The sequence below is a fragment of the Ruegeria sp. HKCCA4812 genome (assembly GCF_013034245.1).
Taxonomy (GTDB): domain Bacteria; phylum Pseudomonadota; class Alphaproteobacteria; order Rhodobacterales; family Rhodobacteraceae; genus Ruegeria.
The window spans coordinates 266405-284358 of record NZ_WQFQ01000001.1 but is presented as its reverse complement, the minus strand read 5'-3'; the positions used below and the strand labels follow the sequence as shown (position 1 = coordinate 284358).

At 58.8% G+C, this 17954-nt stretch carries 16 protein-coding genes and 1 tRNA gene; 10 read left to right on the top strand and 7 right to left on the bottom strand.

What is annotated here, in order from left to right; translation table 11 throughout:
* Position 1: 1 nt before the first annotated feature.
* The 4 genes from GOW04_RS01415 to GOW04_RS01400 all read right to left on the bottom strand — a co-directional run bounded on the left by GOW04_RS01415 (position 2) and on the right by GOW04_RS01400 (position 5063).
* The gene (locus tag GOW04_RS01415) at positions 2-979 is read right to left on the bottom strand and encodes an ABC transporter permease (RefSeq protein WP_171231325.1); all 978 of its coding nucleotides are present in this window, start codon (positions 977-979) and stop codon (positions 2-4) included.
* On the bottom strand, positions 964-2499 hold the full coding sequence (locus GOW04_RS01410) for a sugar ABC transporter ATP-binding protein (protein ID WP_254430045.1): 1536 nt from the start codon (positions 2497-2499) through the stop codon (positions 964-966). Before GOW04_RS01410 ends, GOW04_RS01415 begins: the two co-directional genes overlap by 16 nt.
* Positions 2500-2566: 67 nt before the next feature.
* Positions 2567-3541: an ABC transporter substrate-binding protein gene (locus GOW04_RS01405; protein ID WP_152458551.1), complete on the bottom strand. Its 975-nt coding sequence runs from the start codon at positions 3539-3541 to the stop codon at positions 2567-2569.
* A 55-nt stretch (positions 3542-3596) separates the two neighbouring features.
* Positions 3597-5063: an aldehyde dehydrogenase family protein gene (locus GOW04_RS01400; RefSeq protein WP_217356883.1), complete on the bottom strand. Its 1467-nt coding sequence runs from the start codon at positions 5061-5063 to the stop codon at positions 3597-3599.
* A gap of 166 nt (positions 5064-5229) precedes the next feature.
* Between GOW04_RS01400 and GOW04_RS01395 the strand changes: the two genes are divergently transcribed.
* On the top strand, positions 5230-6330 hold the full coding sequence (locus GOW04_RS01395; RefSeq protein ID WP_254430044.1) for a LacI family DNA-binding transcriptional regulator: 1101 nt from the start codon (positions 5230-5232) through the stop codon (positions 6328-6330).
* Between the two features lie 10 nt (positions 6331-6340).
* Positions 6341-7978 (top strand): GMC family oxidoreductase, encoded by a 1638-nt coding sequence (locus GOW04_RS01390; RefSeq protein ID WP_171231324.1) that lies wholly within the window; start codon positions 6341-6343, stop codon positions 7976-7978.
* Positions 7979-8400: 422 nt separating this feature from the next.
* Here GOW04_RS01390 and GOW04_RS01385 read toward each other — a convergent pair.
* Positions 8401-8490: transfer RNA gene (locus GOW04_RS01385), tRNA-Ser, on the bottom strand.
* Positions 8491-8692: 202 nt separating this feature from the next.
* On the opposite strand from GOW04_RS01385, the gene GOW04_RS01380 reads away from it, so the two are divergent.
* The 8 genes from GOW04_RS01380 (at position 8693) to GOW04_RS01345 (ending at position 16263) form a co-directional block, all read left to right on the top strand.
* The gene (locus GOW04_RS01380; protein WP_171231323.1) at positions 8693-9988 is read left to right on the top strand and encodes an SPOR domain-containing protein; all 1296 of its coding nucleotides are present in this window, start codon (positions 8693-8695) and stop codon (positions 9986-9988) included.
* Positions 9989-10004: 16 nt separating this feature from the next.
* Entirely contained in the window at positions 10005-11171 is a 1167-nt protein-coding gene (locus GOW04_RS01375) for a D-alanyl-D-alanine carboxypeptidase family protein (protein ID WP_152458554.1), read from the top strand.
* A complete protein-coding gene (gene tmk / locus GOW04_RS01370) occupies positions 11168-11794 on the top strand; it encodes a dTMP kinase (RefSeq protein WP_152458555.1) in 627 nt (208 codons plus the stop codon). The genes GOW04_RS01375 and tmk overlap by 4 nt, the downstream gene beginning before the upstream one ends.
* A 3-nt stretch (positions 11795-11797) precedes the next feature.
* Positions 11798-12919, top strand: a complete 1122-nt coding sequence (locus GOW04_RS01365; protein WP_171231322.1) for a DNA polymerase III subunit delta' — start codon at positions 11798-11800, stop codon at positions 12917-12919.
* A complete protein-coding gene (locus GOW04_RS01360; protein ID WP_171231321.1) occupies positions 12916-13722 on the top strand; it encodes a TatD family hydrolase in 807 nt (268 codons plus the stop codon). Before GOW04_RS01365 ends, GOW04_RS01360 begins: the two co-directional genes overlap by 4 nt.
* Positions 13719-14516: an MBL fold metallo-hydrolase gene (locus tag GOW04_RS01355; protein ID WP_171227974.1), complete on the top strand. Its 798-nt coding sequence runs from the start codon at positions 13719-13721 to the stop codon at positions 14514-14516. The genes GOW04_RS01360 and GOW04_RS01355 overlap by 4 nt, the downstream gene beginning before the upstream one ends.
* 54 nt (positions 14517-14570) lie before the next feature.
* The gene (locus GOW04_RS01350) at positions 14571-15503 is read left to right on the top strand and encodes an AEC family transporter (protein WP_152458559.1); all 933 of its coding nucleotides are present in this window, start codon (positions 14571-14573) and stop codon (positions 15501-15503) included.
* Between the two features lie 61 nt (positions 15504-15564).
* On the top strand, positions 15565-16263 hold the full coding sequence (locus GOW04_RS01345; RefSeq protein WP_171231320.1) for a CbiX/SirB N-terminal domain-containing protein: 699 nt from the start codon (positions 15565-15567) through the stop codon (positions 16261-16263).
* Positions 16264-16300: 37 nt separating this feature from the next.
* Here the strand turns inward: GOW04_RS01345 and GOW04_RS01340 are convergent, their stop codons facing one another.
* Together GOW04_RS01340 and GOW04_RS01335 are read right to left on the bottom strand one after the other, a co-directional pair.
* Positions 16301-17293 carry a GGDEF domain-containing protein gene (locus tag GOW04_RS01340; RefSeq protein ID WP_171231319.1) on the bottom strand — a complete coding sequence of 331 codons (993 nt, stop codon included), beginning with the start codon at positions 17291-17293 and terminating at the stop codon, positions 16301-16303.
* Positions 17290-17877: a heme NO-binding domain-containing protein gene (locus tag GOW04_RS01335; RefSeq protein WP_171231318.1), complete on the bottom strand. Its 588-nt coding sequence runs from the start codon at positions 17875-17877 to the stop codon at positions 17290-17292. The genes GOW04_RS01340 and GOW04_RS01335 overlap by 4 nt, the downstream gene beginning before the upstream one ends.
* Positions 17878-17954: the final 77 nt, after the last annotated feature.

The window sequence follows — 17954 nt, the reverse complement described above, 5'->3', positions numbered from 1 at the left end:
ATCAAGCCCTCCGAAACTGCTGGACCCAAACGGCCAGGATAATGATGACAGCCTTGGCGATCAGTGCAACTTCGTCCTCTACCCCGTTGGCCAGCAACGTATATTTGACCAACTGGATGATCACGGCTCCCAGAATGGCGCCAAAGATCGGCGCCCGCCCGCCTTGTAAAAGCGCCCCGCCCACAACCGCGGCCGCGATGGCATCAAGCTCCATCAGATTGCCGTTGCGCGCAGCGTCCGAGGCCGAGTTGATCGCAACCACGATCAGACCGGCCAGGCCCGCAAGCACCGCGCAGATGACATAGGCCCCGATCTTGACGCGCCGGACGGGACCGCCCGACAGATATGCCGCGCGTTCATTGCCGCCTATCGCCAGCAGGTAACGGCCCCATGTGGTTCTGGTGATCACCCAGAACAGCACACAGGCAATGGCCAGCGCCAACCAGCCTTGAAACGGCAAGCCAAGCACTTTTCCGGTTCCAAGATAACTGAATGAAGGGTTTGAAAATGTCTGTAGGTTCCCGTTCGTCAAAACCTGGGCAATACCGCGACCAGAGATGAAGAGAATGAGCGTTGCTACAATGGGCTGAACGTTCAATATGGCAACCATCACTCCGTTGAACACCCCGCATAACCCTGCGATGAACAGCGGCAGGAAAATGGCCAAAGTGACGCCGAGCATTGGATTAGCGGCTCCCAGATCCGACAGAAATATCAGCGGGGCCAGCGCCCCCGCCAGAGCCATGACCGCGCCAACCGACAGATCAATCCCACCCGTGGCGATGACCAGCGTCATACCCATGGCCACGATGGCGATCGTGGCAACCTGGCTGATATTTACGAACAAAGTTTGCAGTTGCAGGAAATTGGGGGTGAAAAACGCGTTGAACACCAGCAGGGCGACCAACGCGGCGATGCCGCCGTGAAAGCGGAAGGGCATCGATGCGACCCGTTGCGGCAACTTCATTGCGCGGTCCATGAACCAGTTCCTTCTTCATGATGCGCAAGCGCGCGCACCAGTATGTTCTCGGTAATCCCGGGGTTGGTCAGTTCCTTGACCGAACGCCCCTCGTGCATGACAACGATGCGGTCGGCGCCTTCCACCAGTTCTTCGAACTCCGAACTGATGAGGACAACGCCGAAGCCCTTTTCGACATAAGACCGAATGAACGACTGGATCTCTCGCTTGGCGCCGACATCCACGCCTCGGGTCGGCTCGTCCAGTATCAGGATGTCGGGCTGCGTCGCCAGCCAGCGGGCAAGCAGCACCTTTTGCTGGTTGCCGCCGGACAACTCGCGAATGGGCTGGTCCATATGCGCTGCCTTGATGCCCAGATTGTCGATGAACGCCTGAACGATCTCGCGCTCGCGGGCAAAGTCGATCTGACCACGGCTGGCCAGTTTCGGCAGCAGGGCCAGCGTCATGTTCTCGCGCACGGACATGTCTGGAATGATCCCTTCGGCCTTGCGATCTTCGGTCAGAAAGCCAACCCCGTTTGCGATTGCGTCACCCGGACCGGACGGTTGCCCGACCGCACCGTGCAGCTCGATTACGCCGCTGCGTGCCCCGTCTACACCGAACAAAGCGCGCGCCGCCTCGGTCCGACCCGAGCCCAGAAGCCCGCCCAGCCCAACGATTTCTCCGCGGTGGAGCGTGAGGTCAAAATGCGTCAGCCGCGGGCCTGTCGAAACAGAGTCGGCCCGCAAGACGATTTCGCCTTTCTTGGCCTTTGCGCCCGCGAAATCCGTCAGACCGTCTGCCGCGATCTCGTCTTTGTTGCGGCCCAGCATGTCCGCGATCATTTCCAGTTTGGTCGTGTCCCGGACGTTGCGCGTGCTGACGGTACGCCCGTCTCGCATCGTTGTGACCCGATCGCAGATCTGGAACAGCTCATCGAGGAAATGCGAGACATACAGGACGGAAACGCCCTGTTTCTTTAACTCGCGTACCACACCGAACAGAACTTCGACTTCGCTGGCATCCAGTGAAGACGTTGGTTCGTCCATGATGACCAGTTTCGCGTCCAGCGAAACGGCCCGTGCAATCGCAACCAACTGCTGGATCGCTGTCGAGAAACTTCCCAGCGGCTCGGTCACGTCGATATTTATGCTAAAGCGCGCAAGAACCTCGCGTGCGCGCCTGTTGCCCTCGCGCCAGTCGACCAGAAAGCCGAGACGTTTTGGCTCGTACCCCATGATGATGTTCTCGGTCACCGACCGCAGAGGCACAAGGTTGAGCTCTTGATAGATCGTGGCAATTCCGGATTCCTGTGCTTCGCGCGGGGTGGAAATGCGACTTGGCACACCCGCCAGATGGACGTCTCCGGCATCCCGGTCGTAAACTCCGGTCAGGACCTTGATCATCGTCGACTTGCCGGCACCGTTCTGGCCGATCAGCGCATGAACCTCGCCGGGTGCGATCTCAAGGCTGGCCTGGCTGAGTGCCGGTACACCGGCAAAGGACTTTTCAATTCCCGACATCGAGACGAGCGCATTCATGAGATGTCTTCCTCCGATTGCTTGCAGGCGGCGCCGACCACAGGCCAGCACCACCCACCAGGGAGAATCAATAGGCTTCGTCGATGTGATCGGCCGCATTGTCCTTGGTAAAGATGCGATCTTCGACCTTCACCCATTCCGGGATCGTCTCACCAGCCGCGTATTTCTTCATGACTTCACAGGCCAATGGGCCAAAGAAGGGAGAGCTTTCCACCGTTACCCCCATCTTGCCATCGATAATGGCCTGAAGCGCGTCGCGTGTCCCGTCGATCGAAACGATGGTCACGTCCTCGCCGGGCTTGCGGCCAGCCAGTTCCAAAGCCTGAATCGCGCCGATCGCCATCTCGTCATTATGGGCGTAAACCACGTTCACGTCTGGATGCGCCTGAAGCAGGGTTTCCATCACTTGTCGACCCAGGTCGCGTGCAAAATCACCGGTCTGAGAGGCCACGATCTCAAAACGGTCATCCGCTGCAATCGCGTCGTCGAAACCTTTTTTGCGGTCATTTGCAGGTGAAGACCCTGTCGTGCCTTCCAACTGTACAATGATGCCTTTGTCGCCGTCGAAATTCTCCATCAGCCATTGTGCGGCCCGGCTGCCCTGATCAATGAAGTCGGACCCAAGGAATGCCACGAAATGCTCGCCCGGCTTGGCAACGGCCGGATCAACCGAGCGGTCCACCAGAAAGGTTGGGATTCCCGCAGCACGGGCCTTCATAACGGCAGGGATCAGCGGCTTTTCTTCCCGCGGGGGCAGGAACAGAACGTCGATACCTTGCGCGATCATGCTGTCCACATCCGCAACCTGCTTGGCAGCAGATCCAGCCGCATCCGTCGCGATCAGATCCCAGCCACAGGCCTCGGCCGTGTCATGGAACGATTTCGTCTCAGCAATGCGCCACGGGTTGTTCGACTCCATCTGCGCAAAGCCGACCTTGTAGCGATCCTTCTGCTCAAGCGGTGGTAGATCCTGTGCCATCGCCGTAGTGCCCAAGAGCGCACCCGCGACAACAGTCGAGATCAAAAGAGTTCTGCGTTTCATGGTTATTCCTCCTCCATTGGTGCGGTCGCCTCCGTTTTGACCGCAAGTTTTCAGGTCATGCCCAATTCATGTAAGTCGTCTGTTTCCTCAGATAGCCATCGAAGCCATAAGCGCCGTCTTCACCCCCAACACCGGACAGCCCCCAACCGGTGTGAAATCCCTGCACGGCTTCGCCATTCGAGCGGTTCAGGTACAATTCGCCGAACTTCAATCGGCTCGGGGCCTCCATCAATCGGCGGTGCGATGCCGTAAAGAGATAGGCAGACAGCCCGAATGAAGTGTCATTCGCAAAACTTATCGCCTGATCAAAACCCTCGACTCGCATGGCTGTCGCGACGGGGCCAAAGACCTCCTCTTGCATCGCGGCATTGCCGTTGTCGGAAACCTCAAGAACCGTCGGGGACATCCAGTGCCCCTTGCGATGCGCACCGTCCGTCAAGGGCCCACCTTCGAGATGGACCGTGGCACCTTCGGCGATGCTGCGTTGGATGATATTAGCGACCTTGGTCACCTCGACTTTACTGACTTTGGGACCCAGATCGCAGTCTTCCATGGGATCCCCGATCGACAAAGCACGGGCTGCGGACACGAATTTTTCAAGGAACTGATCCGCAATGTCGTGATGCAGATACATCCGCTCGTTGCAGGTGCAAATCTGGCCGCAATTGGCAAACCGGGCGCCAATGGCGGCCGAGACTGCGGCATCAATATCCGCATCCTCCATCACTATGAACGGAGCCTTACCGCCAAGCTCGAGCCGGACGACCTTGATCCGGTCGGCCGCGGCGCGAAATATCTCTTTCCCGGCGCGTGTGCTGCCGGTCATCGTGATCAGTGACGTATCGGGGTGTTCGACCAGCCGCTGCCCCACCACCGGCCCCTTCCCCGTCAGAACATTTAGAACACCGGGCGGAAACCCGACCTTGTCGACAAGCTCGGCGACCGCAAGACCGGACAACGGCGTGATTTCGTGCCCCAACAGAACAACGGTGTTGCCCGCGACCAGCGCGGGTCCGACTTTCCTGGCGGCCAATGCCAAGGGATAGTTCCAGGCTGTCAACGCAACGACAACGCCATAAGGATGACGCCGGATCTGGATTTCCTCCGACTTGTTGTCCGATGCCACTATGTCACCCGAAATCCTCCGGGCCTCTTCAGCTGCATGGCAAAGAAAAGTGACGGCGGCATCTACTTCACCTCGGGCTTGCGAGATCGGCTTGCCCTGCTCGGCCGTGATCAGAGCTGCCAGACGACCGGCGTCGGCCCGGATAGCCTCGGCGAGCTTCAGAACCAATCGCGCCCGCTCGATCGCCGGGCGCGAATACCACGCGCCAAAAGCGCGGCGGGCCGCCTCGACCGCTGCGTCCGCATGAGCGGCAGTGCCATCTGGAACTTGCGCAACGATCTCTTCATTTGCAGGGTTCTCGACATCAACCGTGCCCGCGCCAAAGTCGGCAAAGCGGCCATCGACAAACATCGAATGGCGAATGACTTGACCCAACTCCCCCACTACAGATCGCAATTTCGCCTCCCGCGCTTGCTCGGCCAAACCACAGTGGCGACCGCACCGTCGATCAAAACACTAATAATATTATTTCGTCAACACTAATATTAATTATTAGAAGCTAATATTAGTTGCACACCTTCTGCATAGTCGATAAAAAGGATGCGAACAAAAAGGTTGAGCGATGAACAATCAAGCGAACAAAGCCGGGCAGCACAGGGGTGTGGGACGAGTCGCGGGCCGGCAGCGCGTAACGATGCACGACATTGCACGCGTCGCCGGATGCTCGCAGACGACAGTATCGCTGGTCCTCAACAAAAACGATTCCGTCAAAATCTCCGAGGACACCAAGCAACGAGTCCTGGATGCCGCCAACACGCTTGGATACGCCATGCCCTCTCAACTCAGGAAACCCCAGGACAGCGCGCGCCGGCCAGCGGCGTTGGACGGAACCATCGCTTTTGTCGTGGATGATCTGGCGTCGAGCCCCGAAATGGTAAACGCGTTCAACGGCGTGAAACAGGCCGTTCGGGACACCGGAAATCTTGTATTGCTGGCAGAAACCCAAAACGACCCCGAGGTCGAGCCCAGAACGCTTAGTTATTTCCTCGACCAACAGGTTGCGGGCATCATTTACGCAACCGTTTTCACCCGGCGGGTGGTTGTTCCGGAAATCCTCAGGCAGACCGCTACCCCGGTTCTGCTGCTGAACTGTTTTTGTGACGACCTCTCTTTTCCTGCGGTGATCCCCGGCGAAGTCGCTGCTGGACATACGGCGACCAACGCCCTGATCAAGGCTGGGCACAAGCGAATCGCCACCATCACCGGCGAGCCGTTCATGGAATGCGCCGCAGGACGAACGACCGGGTATAGAAACGCTTTGGCTTCTGCCGACATTCCATTTGACGAGGACTTGGTCATCGAGGGCAACTGGCTGCCCAGCGCAGGCTATGCTGCCACGCGTGAATTGATGGACCTGCACTCTCCGCCAACCGCCATTTTCTGCCAAAATGACCGCATGGCGATCGGCTGCTATGAAGCGCTCAAGGAACTTGGCCTGTCCATCCCCGAGGACATCTCGGTCATCGGATTTGACGATGACGAAACCGCGCGACACCTGTCGCCGCCCCTGACCTCGATGATCCTTCCTACTCGGGCGATGGGACGCTGGGTCGTCGAACAACTGTTCCACGGACCAACTGATGGTCAGCGGCACCCTCTCGTGAAGCTTGAATGCGAACTGGTCGAGCGCGACTCGATCAGCGAACCCAAACGCCGGACCTGAAGGCGAAATCATGACGGAAACCTTCGATCACATCGTCATCGGCGGCGGCTCTGCCGGCGCCGCAGCTGCAGCGCGACTGGTAAACCAAGGAAAGTGCAGAGTTCTGGTGTTAGAGGCCGGTCATTCGCATCGCCATCCTTTGCTGGACATGCCGCCGGGCATCTTCAAGATGATCAACGGGTCAAAGTTCATGACCTATCACAAAACTGAACCGCAAGACCATCTGGACGGTCGTGTGCATGACATTCCGCAGGCCAATGTGTTGGGCGGCGGGTCTTCCGTTAATGCACAGGTCTATATGCGTGGTCGCCCTTCTGATTATAACGCGTGGGACGACCTGCTACGAGCGACCAACGACGGGGTCGGCTGGGGATGGGACGATGTGCTGCCCTATTTCCGCAGGATGGAAGACAATAACAGGCTTCACAATGACCTGCATGGCAGCGACGGTCCGGTGCAGGTTTCGGATCCAGGGCATATCGATGACATGTCCCGTTGGTTCGTCCAGTCGGTTCAGGCCCTTGGCGAACCATTCAACACGGACTTCAACGGCGCAACGCAGCGTGGTGTCGGGTTCTATCAGTTCACCAATCGCGCTGGAAAGCGCAGCTCGTCGGCCTATGCTTTCCTCGCCCCTCTAGAGATGAACCCGAACTTGACCATCCGGCTTGGCGCAACGGTCAGCAAAGTCATCATTGAGAACGACAGGGCCGTCGGGGTGCAGTACCGAGACAAACGCGGAGCAAACACCGTCCGGTGCGATGGCGAGGTTGTCCTTGCTGCGGGCGCTCTGGTCACGCCGAAAATCCTAATGCTGTCAGGTATCGGACCGGATGCACAACTTGCAGAACACGGTATTCCCGTCATCTGCCCATTGCCCGGGGTCGGACAGAACCTGATCGACCACCCCGAAGTTCCCATCACCGCCTTTGCCAATGGTCCTTACGGATATTTCAAACAAGGTGAGGGCTGGCGGATGCTGCGCAACGGCATCCAGTTCAAACTGTTCGGCAGCGGCCCGGTGACTTCCGCCGGGGTCGAAGCCGGCGCCTTTGTCAATCCGTCGAACCCCGACGGAGAACCGACCATTCAGGCCTTTTGCGTGCCCATCGTCTATCTGGATCGCGATGCGCTGGACGAGGTGCAGGATGACTTTGGCCTGACCGTTACGACCGTGGTGGTCAAACCGAAATCACGCGGAGAGGTTCGGCTTCGCTCGGCCGATCCTCACGCCCTGCCGGTGGTCTCGCCCAACCTTCTGAAGCATGAAGACGACATGCAGGAGATGATCCGGGGGCAGCAGTTCTTTCGCCGGGCATTCACGTCCGGCCCGCTTGCGCGAAGGATCCGCGAAATCGTCATTCCAACAGCGGATGACGATCAGACGCTGCGAGCACATTGCAAGCGGTTCGTGAAAACCAACTATCACCCGGCGGGCACCGCGAAAATGGGCCGGGACGGCGACGGAATGGCCGTGCTGGACGCCAGAATGCGCGTGCGCGGGATCGAGAGCTTGCGGGTGTGCGACATGTCCGCCGTGCCGGACATCAACGCCGGCAACACAAACGCACCTGCCATGATGCTGGGTGAACGATGCGCCGACCTGATCCTTGGCATCGGTTCGGCCCGCGAGATACGCATTTCCTGACCTGAGCTGCGACGTCACCATTGGTTGATCCAACTTCTGGCGCAATGAAATGGCCCCCGCCCTGCCCGTTGCACCGAAAACAGAATACCCTGCCACAAGCCGTCAGGACGTTCCCCGCCAAAGGTGCAGGAGCGTGTGGCATACGCCCTACAGAAAGTTGTCCCGCCTGGGCGTGAAACAATCGATCAACTCTCCGGCAGTAAGGCAAACACACCCATGGCTTGCACCGGACGGAATGATCAGGCTGTCAATAAGTCCCACCCAAAGCGACCCTGCCAAAACGCGACAATGAGCCCGGGGCCTGTCTCGTGCGCCGAGGGTACGGTCTGCTTCGCTTCTGATGGATAGCGCATGCGTCAAATCGCTGGAATTTCGGCTCAATTCCGGATCAGAAAACACAACTGAAGTGAGACAGGTATGAGTGGCGGGGAGACAGGGATTCGAACCCTGGGGACGCTCTCACGCCCAACGGTTTTCAAGACCGCCGCATTCGACCACTCTGCCACCTCCCCGTCGAAAGCAGGGTCTAAGGCGAAGTTCGCGCAGAGGCAAGTCGAAATCGGGAAATCTTGCCGAAGCCCATGCAGCGGTCTTTCCATGACACTTCAGCCACGTTATGATCCGTACGAAAGACCGCAACAGGCTGGCACACAGAACTAGCAGATCGGCAGTGGGGTTCGGAAAACGAAACCCCTTCAGGCAAGGGAAAAGCAGATGAAGCGAGCGATCGAGACACGCCCGGGGCCTAAACGGCTGGCGTATCTGGCGTTGACTTTGACGATACTGGCCGGATGCGAAGAAGTTTTGTCAACTTCTGAATCGACTGAAAAACCGGAAGACAATTCGGGAAAAACAGAACTCCTACCCGAGGTGACTTCCGGCTCTCAGCGTGATGTCGAGGCCCCTGAGGTTTTTCAGACAACCGAAGCAGGGCTTTGGGATGGCCGGCCTTCTCTTGGCGGGATATGGGTTGCGCACCCGGATGCGTCCCAACCTGAACGTGTCGTGATCAAAAACACGTCCAACAACAAATCGGTGACCGGCGCCCTTTTCCGGCGCGAGCGCAACCTGCCCGGGCCTGCGCTTCAGGTCTCGTCCGCTGCCGCGAAAGAACTGGGAATGCTTGCGGGTGCGCCGACAAAAGTCAGTGTCGTCGCACTGCGCCGGGAGAAGCTGGAAGAACCGTCGTCGGAGGATGCGCCAGAAGCAGAAGAATCAGCCGCCGAAACCACGGCTGCGGTTGCTGATGGAGCTTCTGACACGCAAGCGTCCGCAGAGCCGGAAAAACCGGTCAAACGGAAGTGGTGGCAGAAAAAGGAACCAGCCGCCGCGGCTGGTACGGCTGCGGTTGCAGCCGGTGCGGCCAGTTCATCCGATGAAACGGCTGATGACGTCGAGCCCGCAAGCGAAGATGCCGAGACTGCCACATCAACCGACGATCAGGCCGATGCACCTGCCGAAAAACCTGCCAAGCGGAAATGGTGGCAGAAGAAAGCCCCCGCCGCTGCGGCTGCGGGAACGGCCGTGGCCGCGGCAGACACAACAACCGACAGCGCAGACGTAGCCACCGAAGCCGCTGCGGCCGTGGCGTCGCCCTCTTTGTCGGATGCACCGGTCACGCCCCCTGCCGAGCAACCTGCCAAGCGGAAATGGTGGCAAAAGAAAGACCCCGCCGCGATCACCGAAACACCGCTGGACCCGGTAGAGGGGGCCGCAGCAGCTATTGATGCGTCAGACGCCACTCCTGTTGCAGCAGCCACAACGTCGGCGACATCTTTGAGCAAACCGTATGTTCAGATTGGAACCTTCAGCGTTGAGGCAAACGCCAAGTCGGCAGCCCAAAAGGTGCGTCGCAACGGATTGCCCACAGTTGTTCGGGAACTGAAAACAGCGAATAGTACAGTCTGGCGCGTGCTGGTCGGCCCCGCCACAACCCGGGCCGAGCGCAAAGCCTTTCAAAAGGACGTGAAAGACCTTGGCTTCAAAGATGCGTTCACGGTAACCGACTAATTCAGGGAGGCGTAACATGCTGTCCTCAATACGAACATCTGTTCTGGCTCTCGGGCTTGCCGTTCTGGCGATACCAGCCCAGGCTTTTGATACATCCGCCCGCGCGGCTTACGTGATCGACCAAACCACCGGTACCGTTCTGCTGTCGAAAGAAGCCGACCAACCGTTGCCGCCTGCGTCGATGTCCAAGCTCATGACGCTTTATGTTGCGTTCGAAGCATTGCGGGACGGACGCTTGACGCTGGACGAAACTCTGCCTGTTTCGGAACACGCGATGAGCTATGGCGGCTCGACGATGTTCCTGAATACGCAGGATCGCGTTCGTGTCGAAGATCTGCTGCGCGGCATTATCGTTTTGTCGGGCAATGACGCCTGCGTCGTCATTGCCGAGGCGCTCAGCCCGGATGGAACCGAAGCGGGATTTGCGCGATACATGACCCAGCGGGCCAAGCAGATGGGTATGAACAATTCGAACTTCGCAAATTCGAACGGCTGGCCCGCCGCCGGGCATATGATGTCGGCTCATGATCTGGCCGTTCTTGCAGACCGGCTGATCACCGACTTTCCGGAATACTATCCCCTTTTCGCCGAAGAAGTTTTCGAATTCGATGGCCGCGCGCCGTCAAACGCCCGCAACCGCAACCCGCTGCTGCGGCTGGATATCGGCGCAGATGGCCTGAAAACCGGCCATACACAAGAAGCGGGCTATGGCCTTGTCGGGTCCGCCAAACAAGGCGACAGGCGTGTGATCTTTGTGCTGACGGGGCTCGACAGCACCGGCCAACGGGCAGAGGAGGCTGAGGCCGTGGTTAACTGGTCGTTTCGAAATTTTGTCGAGAGGACAGTTGCCACCGCGGAAACGCCGATAGCCGAAGCCAAACTGTGGATGGGCGAGAAAAAGACCGTGGGACTTGTTCCCGAAGGTGATCTGAATGTGCTGTTCCCGGTTCTGGGCACTCAGAATGTCGAGGCCGAAGTGGTCTATGAGGGCCCGATCAACGCGCCCGTCAAAAAAGGTCAGCAACTGGCCGAACTGGTGATCAAGCCCGAAGGGTTGCCGGAAATCCGGCGCCCGCTTGTGGCAGCAGAAGATGTTGCGATTGGCGGGTTTGTGGTGCGTATGCTGACCGTCGGCGGTATCGTATTGAAGGACGTGATCAACAACCCGCTGGAGTCGATGTGACGAAAGCGGGGTTATTTCTGACCTTCGAAGGCATTGACGGTTCAGGCAAGTCAACACAGGCGCGGATGCTGGCGGAACATCTGCGCGCGCAGGGTCACGAGGTGGTACTGACGCGCGAACCCGGCGGTTCCGCGGGGGCCGAGGAAATTCGCAGCCTGGTTTTGGAGGGCGACCCGGATCGCTGGTCGGCCGAGACCGAGATCCTGCTGTTCACAGCAGCCCGCCGCGACCATCTGGAGCGTACAATCGAGCCCGCGCTGGCGGCAGGGAAGGTGGTGATCTGCGACCGCTTTGCTGACAGCACACGTATGTATCAGGGCTTGTCCCGGGGTGACCTGCGAAATCTGGTGGATCAGTTGCACAGCCTGATGATCGGGCGCGAACCGGACATGACGCTGCTGATCGATATGGACCCTGAAACGGGCCTGGCACGCGCCAAGGGGCGACAAGGCACCGAAGAACGGTTCGAGGATTTTGGCCCGGAATTGCAAAAGAAGATGCGCGCCGGCTTTCTGGCGCTGGCCGATGAGTTCCCCGACAGGTTTCACATCGTGGATGGCAACAGGGACATGGACAGCGTTGCGCAGGATGTGACAGAAATCGTCCAGGCAGCACTGCGGTAGACGATGAACGACGATATCCCTTCTCCGGATCAGGTGCCGGGCGCGCCACATCCGCGCGAAACCGTTCGGCTTTTTGGCCAGGATGCGGCTGAACAGGCATTCCTGACCGCCTACACCTCGGACCGTTTGCATCACGGTTGGCTGCTGACAGGGCCACGCGGTGTCGGCAAGGCGACCCTTGCCTGGCGAATTGCAAGATTTCTGCTGACCACTCCGCCGGCCGAGGATGGCGGGTTTTTCGGCGCGCCGCCTCCGCCCGAGACGCTCGATATCGATCCCGATCACCCGGTGGCCCATCGCATTCAGGCTGGGGCAGAACCGGGTTTGGCGGCGATAACCCGGTCGCTGAACGATCAGGGACGGCTGCGCGGTGAGATCGTCGTGGATGACATCCGCAAGCTTGGAAAGTTTTTTGGCCTGTCCTCTGCGGACGGCGGCCGCCGCGTCGTGATCGTGGATTCAGCAGACGAAATGAACGTCAGTGCCGCCAACGCGTTGCTGAAAATGCTGGAAGAGCCGCCTGCCCGTACCACCCTTTTGCTGGTATCGCATCAACCCTCACGCCTGTTGCCAACCATCCGTTCACGCTGTCGCACGCTGCGCTTAGGCCCGCTGAACGCGCAAGACATGCAAGCCGCCCTGTCACAAACGGAAACCGACATTCCCGCGCAGACAGAACACCTTGCCGCGCTTGCCGCAGGTTCAGTCGGAGACGCCGTGCGTTTGATCAATCTGGGTGGTCTGGACATCTATGCCGAACTGATCGCCATTCTGGGCACCTTGCCCCGCATGGATCGCCAGCGCGCGCTGGCCCTGGCCGAAGCGGCAGCACAGCGCGGCGCGGCGGACCGGTTCGAACTTTTGCTTACCCTGATCGACATCGCTCTGTCACGGCTGGCCCTGACCGGGGCAACGGGTACGCCCCCGCTTCCGGAAGCCGCCCCCAACGAGGGTGAAACACTGGCGCGTCTGTCAGCATCGCCAAATCAAGCCCGTCGCTGGGCCGAGGTCGCCGCAACGATCACAGCCCGAGCGCGACATGGTCAGGCAGTCAACCTTGACCCTGCCGCTCTGGTCCTAGATACGGTGTTCAAGATACAGGAAACTGCCGGTCAGAACAGATGAGCGACACCCCCCAGATTACCGACAGCCATTGCCATCTGGACTTCCCGGATTTCGAAGGCCAGTTGGACGACATCATCACGCGTGCTGCCCAGGCTGGCGTGACCCGGATGGTGACGATCTGCACCAAACTGCGCAACGAACCCGCCGTCCGTGCGATTGCCGAAGCCCACGCGCCGGTCTTCTATGCCGCCGGCACACACCCGATGAGCGCCGCGGACGAGCCATTGGCCTCGGTCGATGATCTGGTCGCCCTGACACGGCATCCTAAATTCGTCGGTATCGGTGAAACCGGCTTGGACTACCACTATACCGCCGACAGTGCCGAAGTGCAGAAACAGTCACTGCGCATTCATATCGAAGCGGCCCAGCGCACCGGGTTGCCCCTTATCATTCACGCCCGCGCAGCTGATGAAGATATGGCCCGCATTCTGGCCGAAGAATATCGCAACGCACCCTATTCCTGCGTCATGCACTGCTTCTCATCGTCTGCTCAATTGGCCAAGGCCGCGCTGGAGCTGGGGTTTTATCTGTCCATGTCCGGCATCGCAGCCTTTCCGAAAAGCCAGGAGTTGCGCGATATCTTCGCAAACGCCCCGGTGGACAGGATTCTGGTGGAAACTGACGCGCCCTATCTGGCCCCGCCGCCCTATCGCGGCAAACGAAACGAGCCGGCCTATACTGTGCACACGGCCCAAAAGGGGGCCGAAATCTTTGGCATGGACTATGCCGCCTTTGCTGATCAGACACAGAGGAACTTCGACCGGCTGTTTACCAAAGCGGCATCATACAAGGCCGCCGCATGACCGGCTTCCGATTTACAATTCTGGGCTGCGGGTCCTCTGGCGGCGTGCCGCGGCTGGGCGGTCAGTGGGGCGATTGTGACCCTGCGAACCCCAAGAACATCCGACGCCGCTGTTCGATGCTGGTCGAACGCGACGGGCCAGATGGGACAACCTCGGTTCTGATCGACACCACACCAGATATGCGCAGCCAGTTGCTGGATACAGGTACAGGGCGGTTGGACGGGGTCGTCTATACGCACTCTCACGCAGACCATGTGCATGGAATCGATGATTTGCGCATGATCGTGTTCAACATGAAAACCCGCGTTCCCGTTTGGGCGGATGGCGACACCCAGAACGCCTTGTTGGGGCGGTTTGGATACGCGTTCATTCAGCCGGAAGGCTCTCCTTATCCTCCGATACTCGAGCTCAAGTCCATCGACGGTCCATTTGAAATCGACGGCCCCGGCGGCCCGATTCCGTTTCGTCCTTTCAAAGTGAATCACGGTTCGATCGATTCCCTTGGATTCCGCATTGGGCAACTCGCCTATCTTCCGGATGTCGCCGAGATCTACGACGATGCCTGGCCCGAAATGAAAGGGCTGGACTGCCTTGTCATCGATGCCCTGCGCCGTTCACCTCATCCAACGCATGCCCATCTGGAAAAGACGCTTGGATGGATCGAAGAACTACAACCGAAGCGCGCGGTTCTGACCAACATGCATATCGATCTCGACTATGCGACCGTCGATGCGGAAACCCCCGACTACATCACCCCCGCCTTCGACGGGATGGTGATCCATCAGTCGCAGTAGGCCGCTGCCCGTCGCCCGCATGATATCGCAGCAGGCCCGTCGCACGGGGGCCACATGCTGCAAAGCCTGATCGACGTCATTCTTCCGGTTTTCCTTGTGATCGGGGCCGGGTATACGGCAACCCGCACGGGGTACTTCAAAGAAGCGCATGTCGATGGGCTGATGAAGTTCACCCAAGGCTTTGCGATTCCCTGCCTTTTGTTTCTGGCCATCGCGCATCTGGACCTCAGCGCCAGTTTCGACCCCCGGCTTTTGGCCAGTTTCTATTCCGCTGCCGCCCTGTGTTTCACAGCAGGCCTGTTCGGCGCGCGCATCATTTTCGGGCGCGATTGGGAAGATTGCGTTGCCATCGGGTTTTGTTGCCTGTTCTCAAACTCTGTCCTGTTGGGTTTGCCGATAACCGAACGCGCATATGGGCCCGAGAACCTGACCGGCAACTACGCGATCATCGCCTTCCATTCTCCGTTTTGTTACGGCGTCGGGATCACGGTGATGGAGGTCGTGCGAAATCGCGGTCATGGTGGCGTGCGCATGGCACGGTCTGTTTTGTCCGCAATGTTCAAGAACGCGCTGATCCTTGGTATCGCCCTTGGGTTTCTGGTCAACCTGTCCGGCCTGGCGATCCCTGCCGTGGTCGACGAAGCACTGGGGTTGATCACCCGTGCTGCCCTGCCCGGGGCGTTGTTTGCCTTGGGCGGTGTGCTGGTCAAATACAAGCCCGAGGGCGACCTGCGCACCATTGCTTATGTTTGCTGTATCTCTTTGATGCTGCATCCCAGCCTGGTGTGGGTGTTCGGCAAATCCACGGGCCTGCCGCAGGATCTGTTTCGGTCGGGGGTTTTGAATGCGGCCATGGCTCCGGGTTTCAACGCCTATATCTTCGCCAACATGTACGGTCGCGCAAAACGGGTCGCAGCGTCGGCGGTACTTATCGGAACAGCCTCGTCCATTCTGACCGTCTGGCTATGGCTGACACTTCTGGGCTAACTGAGGTGTTGACTTCAGTTTGATGTGAAACATCTATCGCGCAACGCAGCAGGAGATCCGAATGTCACATGCCATAATTGTCGCTCATGGCCAACCGTCAGACCCGGAACCGGCCGAAGCTGCACTTGCGGCATTCGCCGCCAAGGTCAACGCGCTTACCGGGCATATAGCGGTGGATTCGGCCACCCTGGCAGCGCCGGGTGCGTTGGAGGCGAAGCTGAACCGCGCGCCCGAAAACTCGGTCATCTATCCACTTTTCATGGCAAAAGGGTGGTTTGTCACCAGCGCTCTACCCAAACGGCTTGGGCACCATCCGGCACGGATTTTGGACCCGCTTGGAATTGACCCAGACCTGCCGGCCCTGACCGCAGAGGCCCTGCGATCGGAATTGTCCGACAAACACTGGGCCGCTCGGTCCACCGATCTGGTCATTGCCGCGCATGGTTCCGGGCGCAGCCGGAACCCGTCGACCGTGGCGTTGCAGTTTGCGAAACGGCTTGCAGAACTGATTGCGTTCAAATCCGTTCGCGTCGGTTTCGTCGAAGAGCCACCTTCCATATCTGACGCTGCAAACGGTACCGAAGATCAGGCGCTGTGCCTTCCGTTCTTTGCCTGTGCCGGAGGGCATGTGCAGGAAGACGTCCCGCAAGAGCTGGATCGCGCGGGGTTTTCAGGCGTGGTCCTGCCGGTGGTGGGAGAGTTGCCTCCGATCCGGCAACAGATTGCGAAAAAGATAAATGCGGCATTCGATTCAGCTTGAAGCCCCGATACGTGCCCATCGTGTTTTCTGAACGAATTCAGGTTTGCGCCTTGCTCAACGCTGAATACATGCGATGGCAAGACCGGCCGTCGCGCTTGGCCTGATAAAGGGCCAAGTCTGCTGCGTGAAGAATGTCGGCGGCGTTGGGGCAGTCGAACTGCGTGGACAAGGCAGTGCCAATACTGGCCGAGATCGAGCAACACTGATTTTGAAAGGTCATCGGTTCATTCAACCTTGATATCAGACGACCAGCAATGCAGGCCAGTGTATCTTCCCGCGTCAGATCATTGAAAACAATGACGAATTCATCCCCCCCGACCCGAGCCACGGTGTCGTTGCTTCGTGTTTCCTGCTGCATGATGCGGGCGGCCTGCTGCAAGACGAAATCACCCGCCGCATGGCCCAGCTTGTCATTTACAGATTTGAAAAAGTCCAGATCCAGATGCATGAGCGCGAAGGTGGAATTCCCCGAAATCAAATGCTCGAGCAAGTGATCCATCGCCCTGCGGTTCTTCAGCCCGGTCAATGTGTCGGTAAAGGCCTGCTCTTCGGCTGCAAGCATCGCACCTTGTAGCCGAAGGTTGAGAGAGCGGGATGCCTCCATCGCGGCGGATTTGGCTTCGACCAGATACAACAGCTCAATCGCCAGATCCGTGCCCGAGAAATCCGCACTTGTCAGCGAATAGTCCCGCACCGCATCCAAAATCGAGATACCAAATGACAGATTGATGACCGCGCCACCGGAATGCGGCAAAGGAGCGACCAAGCCTTTGAGGGTTGTGCGCGGTTCATCATGAAACCTCAGATGCAGCTTCGCCCCCGCCATTGACATCAGGGCGGGAATGGTGGTGATCGTTCTGGGGCGGATCAGTTCAAACACATCCAGAAATCCCTGCCCCACCAGCGGCAGTTCAGGTCGCAACTTTTGCAGGGTCGGACCTGCTTGCTGAATATGCCCGTTTTGGTCCACCAACAGGAACATCGGGCAAAGCGTTTCCAGCAGACCTGCCAGTTCTTGGGTATCTGTCATCCGTTCCGAGCCCCCAGATCAAAATGCCGCCCCTCAGCAAAAGCGCTTTCAACCAACATGATGGAAATGACGTCACTGCCTTGCTGCTGCCCCTCGTGTGACAGCATCACCAGCGCACCATAGTCATCCGCCATTGCGCGCAGGACCCCAACCATGACATTGGAATACCCTGGCAGGCCCGGAGAGCAACTCAGCTGAAATTCCGTGGCTGACAGCTCTCTCAGTTCCAAGGCCGGCAGGGTCAAATCAGACACGGCCAGCCGCACGCGGTCCGCCAGATCGTCGAGCGAATGAAGAAATTCCACGTAACTGACGCCGCCGAACCTGAGAAGGCGGCGCAGCCCTTCCATATTCGGATGAGACACGAGATACGTTCCCAGGTCCTCAAACACTTCGGCTTGCGGCCGATCGAGGTCTGCGCTCAGCGCCTTCATTACCTTGGACGTCATGTCATCGTCATAGACGAGCATGGCCTCGAACTCGACAAACCCCAGCCGCGCGGCTTCGGTCACGCGCAACCAGCAGGATCGCCCGTAGGTCGCACAGACAAAGGACTGTATCGCCCGATTGATCAGACCATGCATCAGTTGCCCCAGTTTGGTGTCCTGTGCACTGTGGCCGGAAAAACCTTAACAAATGGCCAAAATCCACCCTGAGTTGT

Bases quoted from the DNA above. Each gene is read 5' to 3' on its own strand.
- GOW04_RS01405 (WP_152458551.1), bottom strand. From the start codon at position 3,541: ATGAAACGCAGAACTCTTTTGATCTCGACTGTTGTCGCGGGTGCGCTC.
- GOW04_RS01340 (WP_171231319.1), bottom strand. From the start codon at position 17,293: ATGACAGATACCCAAGAACTGGCAGGTCTGCTGGAAACGCTTTGCCCG.
- GOW04_RS01355 (WP_171227974.1), top strand. From the start codon at position 13,719: ATGACCGGCTTCCGATTTACAATTCTGGGCTGCGGGTCCTCTGGCGGC.
- GOW04_RS01390 (WP_171231324.1), top strand. From the start codon at position 6,341: ATGACGGAAACCTTCGATCACATCGTCATCGGCGGCGGCTCTGCCGGC.
- GOW04_RS01345 (WP_171231320.1), top strand. From the start codon at position 15,565: ATGTCACATGCCATAATTGTCGCTCATGGCCAACCGTCAGACCCGGAA.
- GOW04_RS01365 (WP_171231322.1), top strand. From the start codon at position 11,798: ATGAACGACGATATCCCTTCTCCGGATCAGGTGCCGGGCGCGCCACAT.
- GOW04_RS01410 (WP_254430045.1), bottom strand. From the start codon at position 2,499: ATGAATGCGCTCGTCTCGATGTCGGGAATTGAAAAGTCCTTTGCCGGT.
- GOW04_RS01360 (WP_171231321.1), top strand. From the start codon at position 12,916: ATGAGCGACACCCCCCAGATTACCGACAGCCATTGCCATCTGGACTTC.
- GOW04_RS01415 (WP_171231325.1), bottom strand. From the start codon at position 979: ATGGACCGCGCAATGAAGTTGCCGCAACGGGTCGCATCGATGCCCTTC.
- GOW04_RS01380 (WP_171231323.1), top strand. From the start codon at position 8,693: ATGAAGCGAGCGATCGAGACACGCCCGGGGCCTAAACGGCTGGCGTAT.
- GOW04_RS01375 (WP_152458554.1), top strand. From the start codon at position 10,005: ATGCTGTCCTCAATACGAACATCTGTTCTGGCTCTCGGGCTTGCCGTT.
- GOW04_RS01335 (WP_171231318.1), bottom strand. From the start codon at position 17,877: ATGCATGGTCTGATCAATCGGGCGATACAGTCCTTTGTCTGTGCGACC.
- GOW04_RS01350 (WP_152458559.1), top strand. From the start codon at position 14,571: ATGCTGCAAAGCCTGATCGACGTCATTCTTCCGGTTTTCCTTGTGATC.
- GOW04_RS01395 (WP_254430044.1), top strand. From the start codon at position 5,230: ATGAACAATCAAGCGAACAAAGCCGGGCAGCACAGGGGTGTGGGACGA.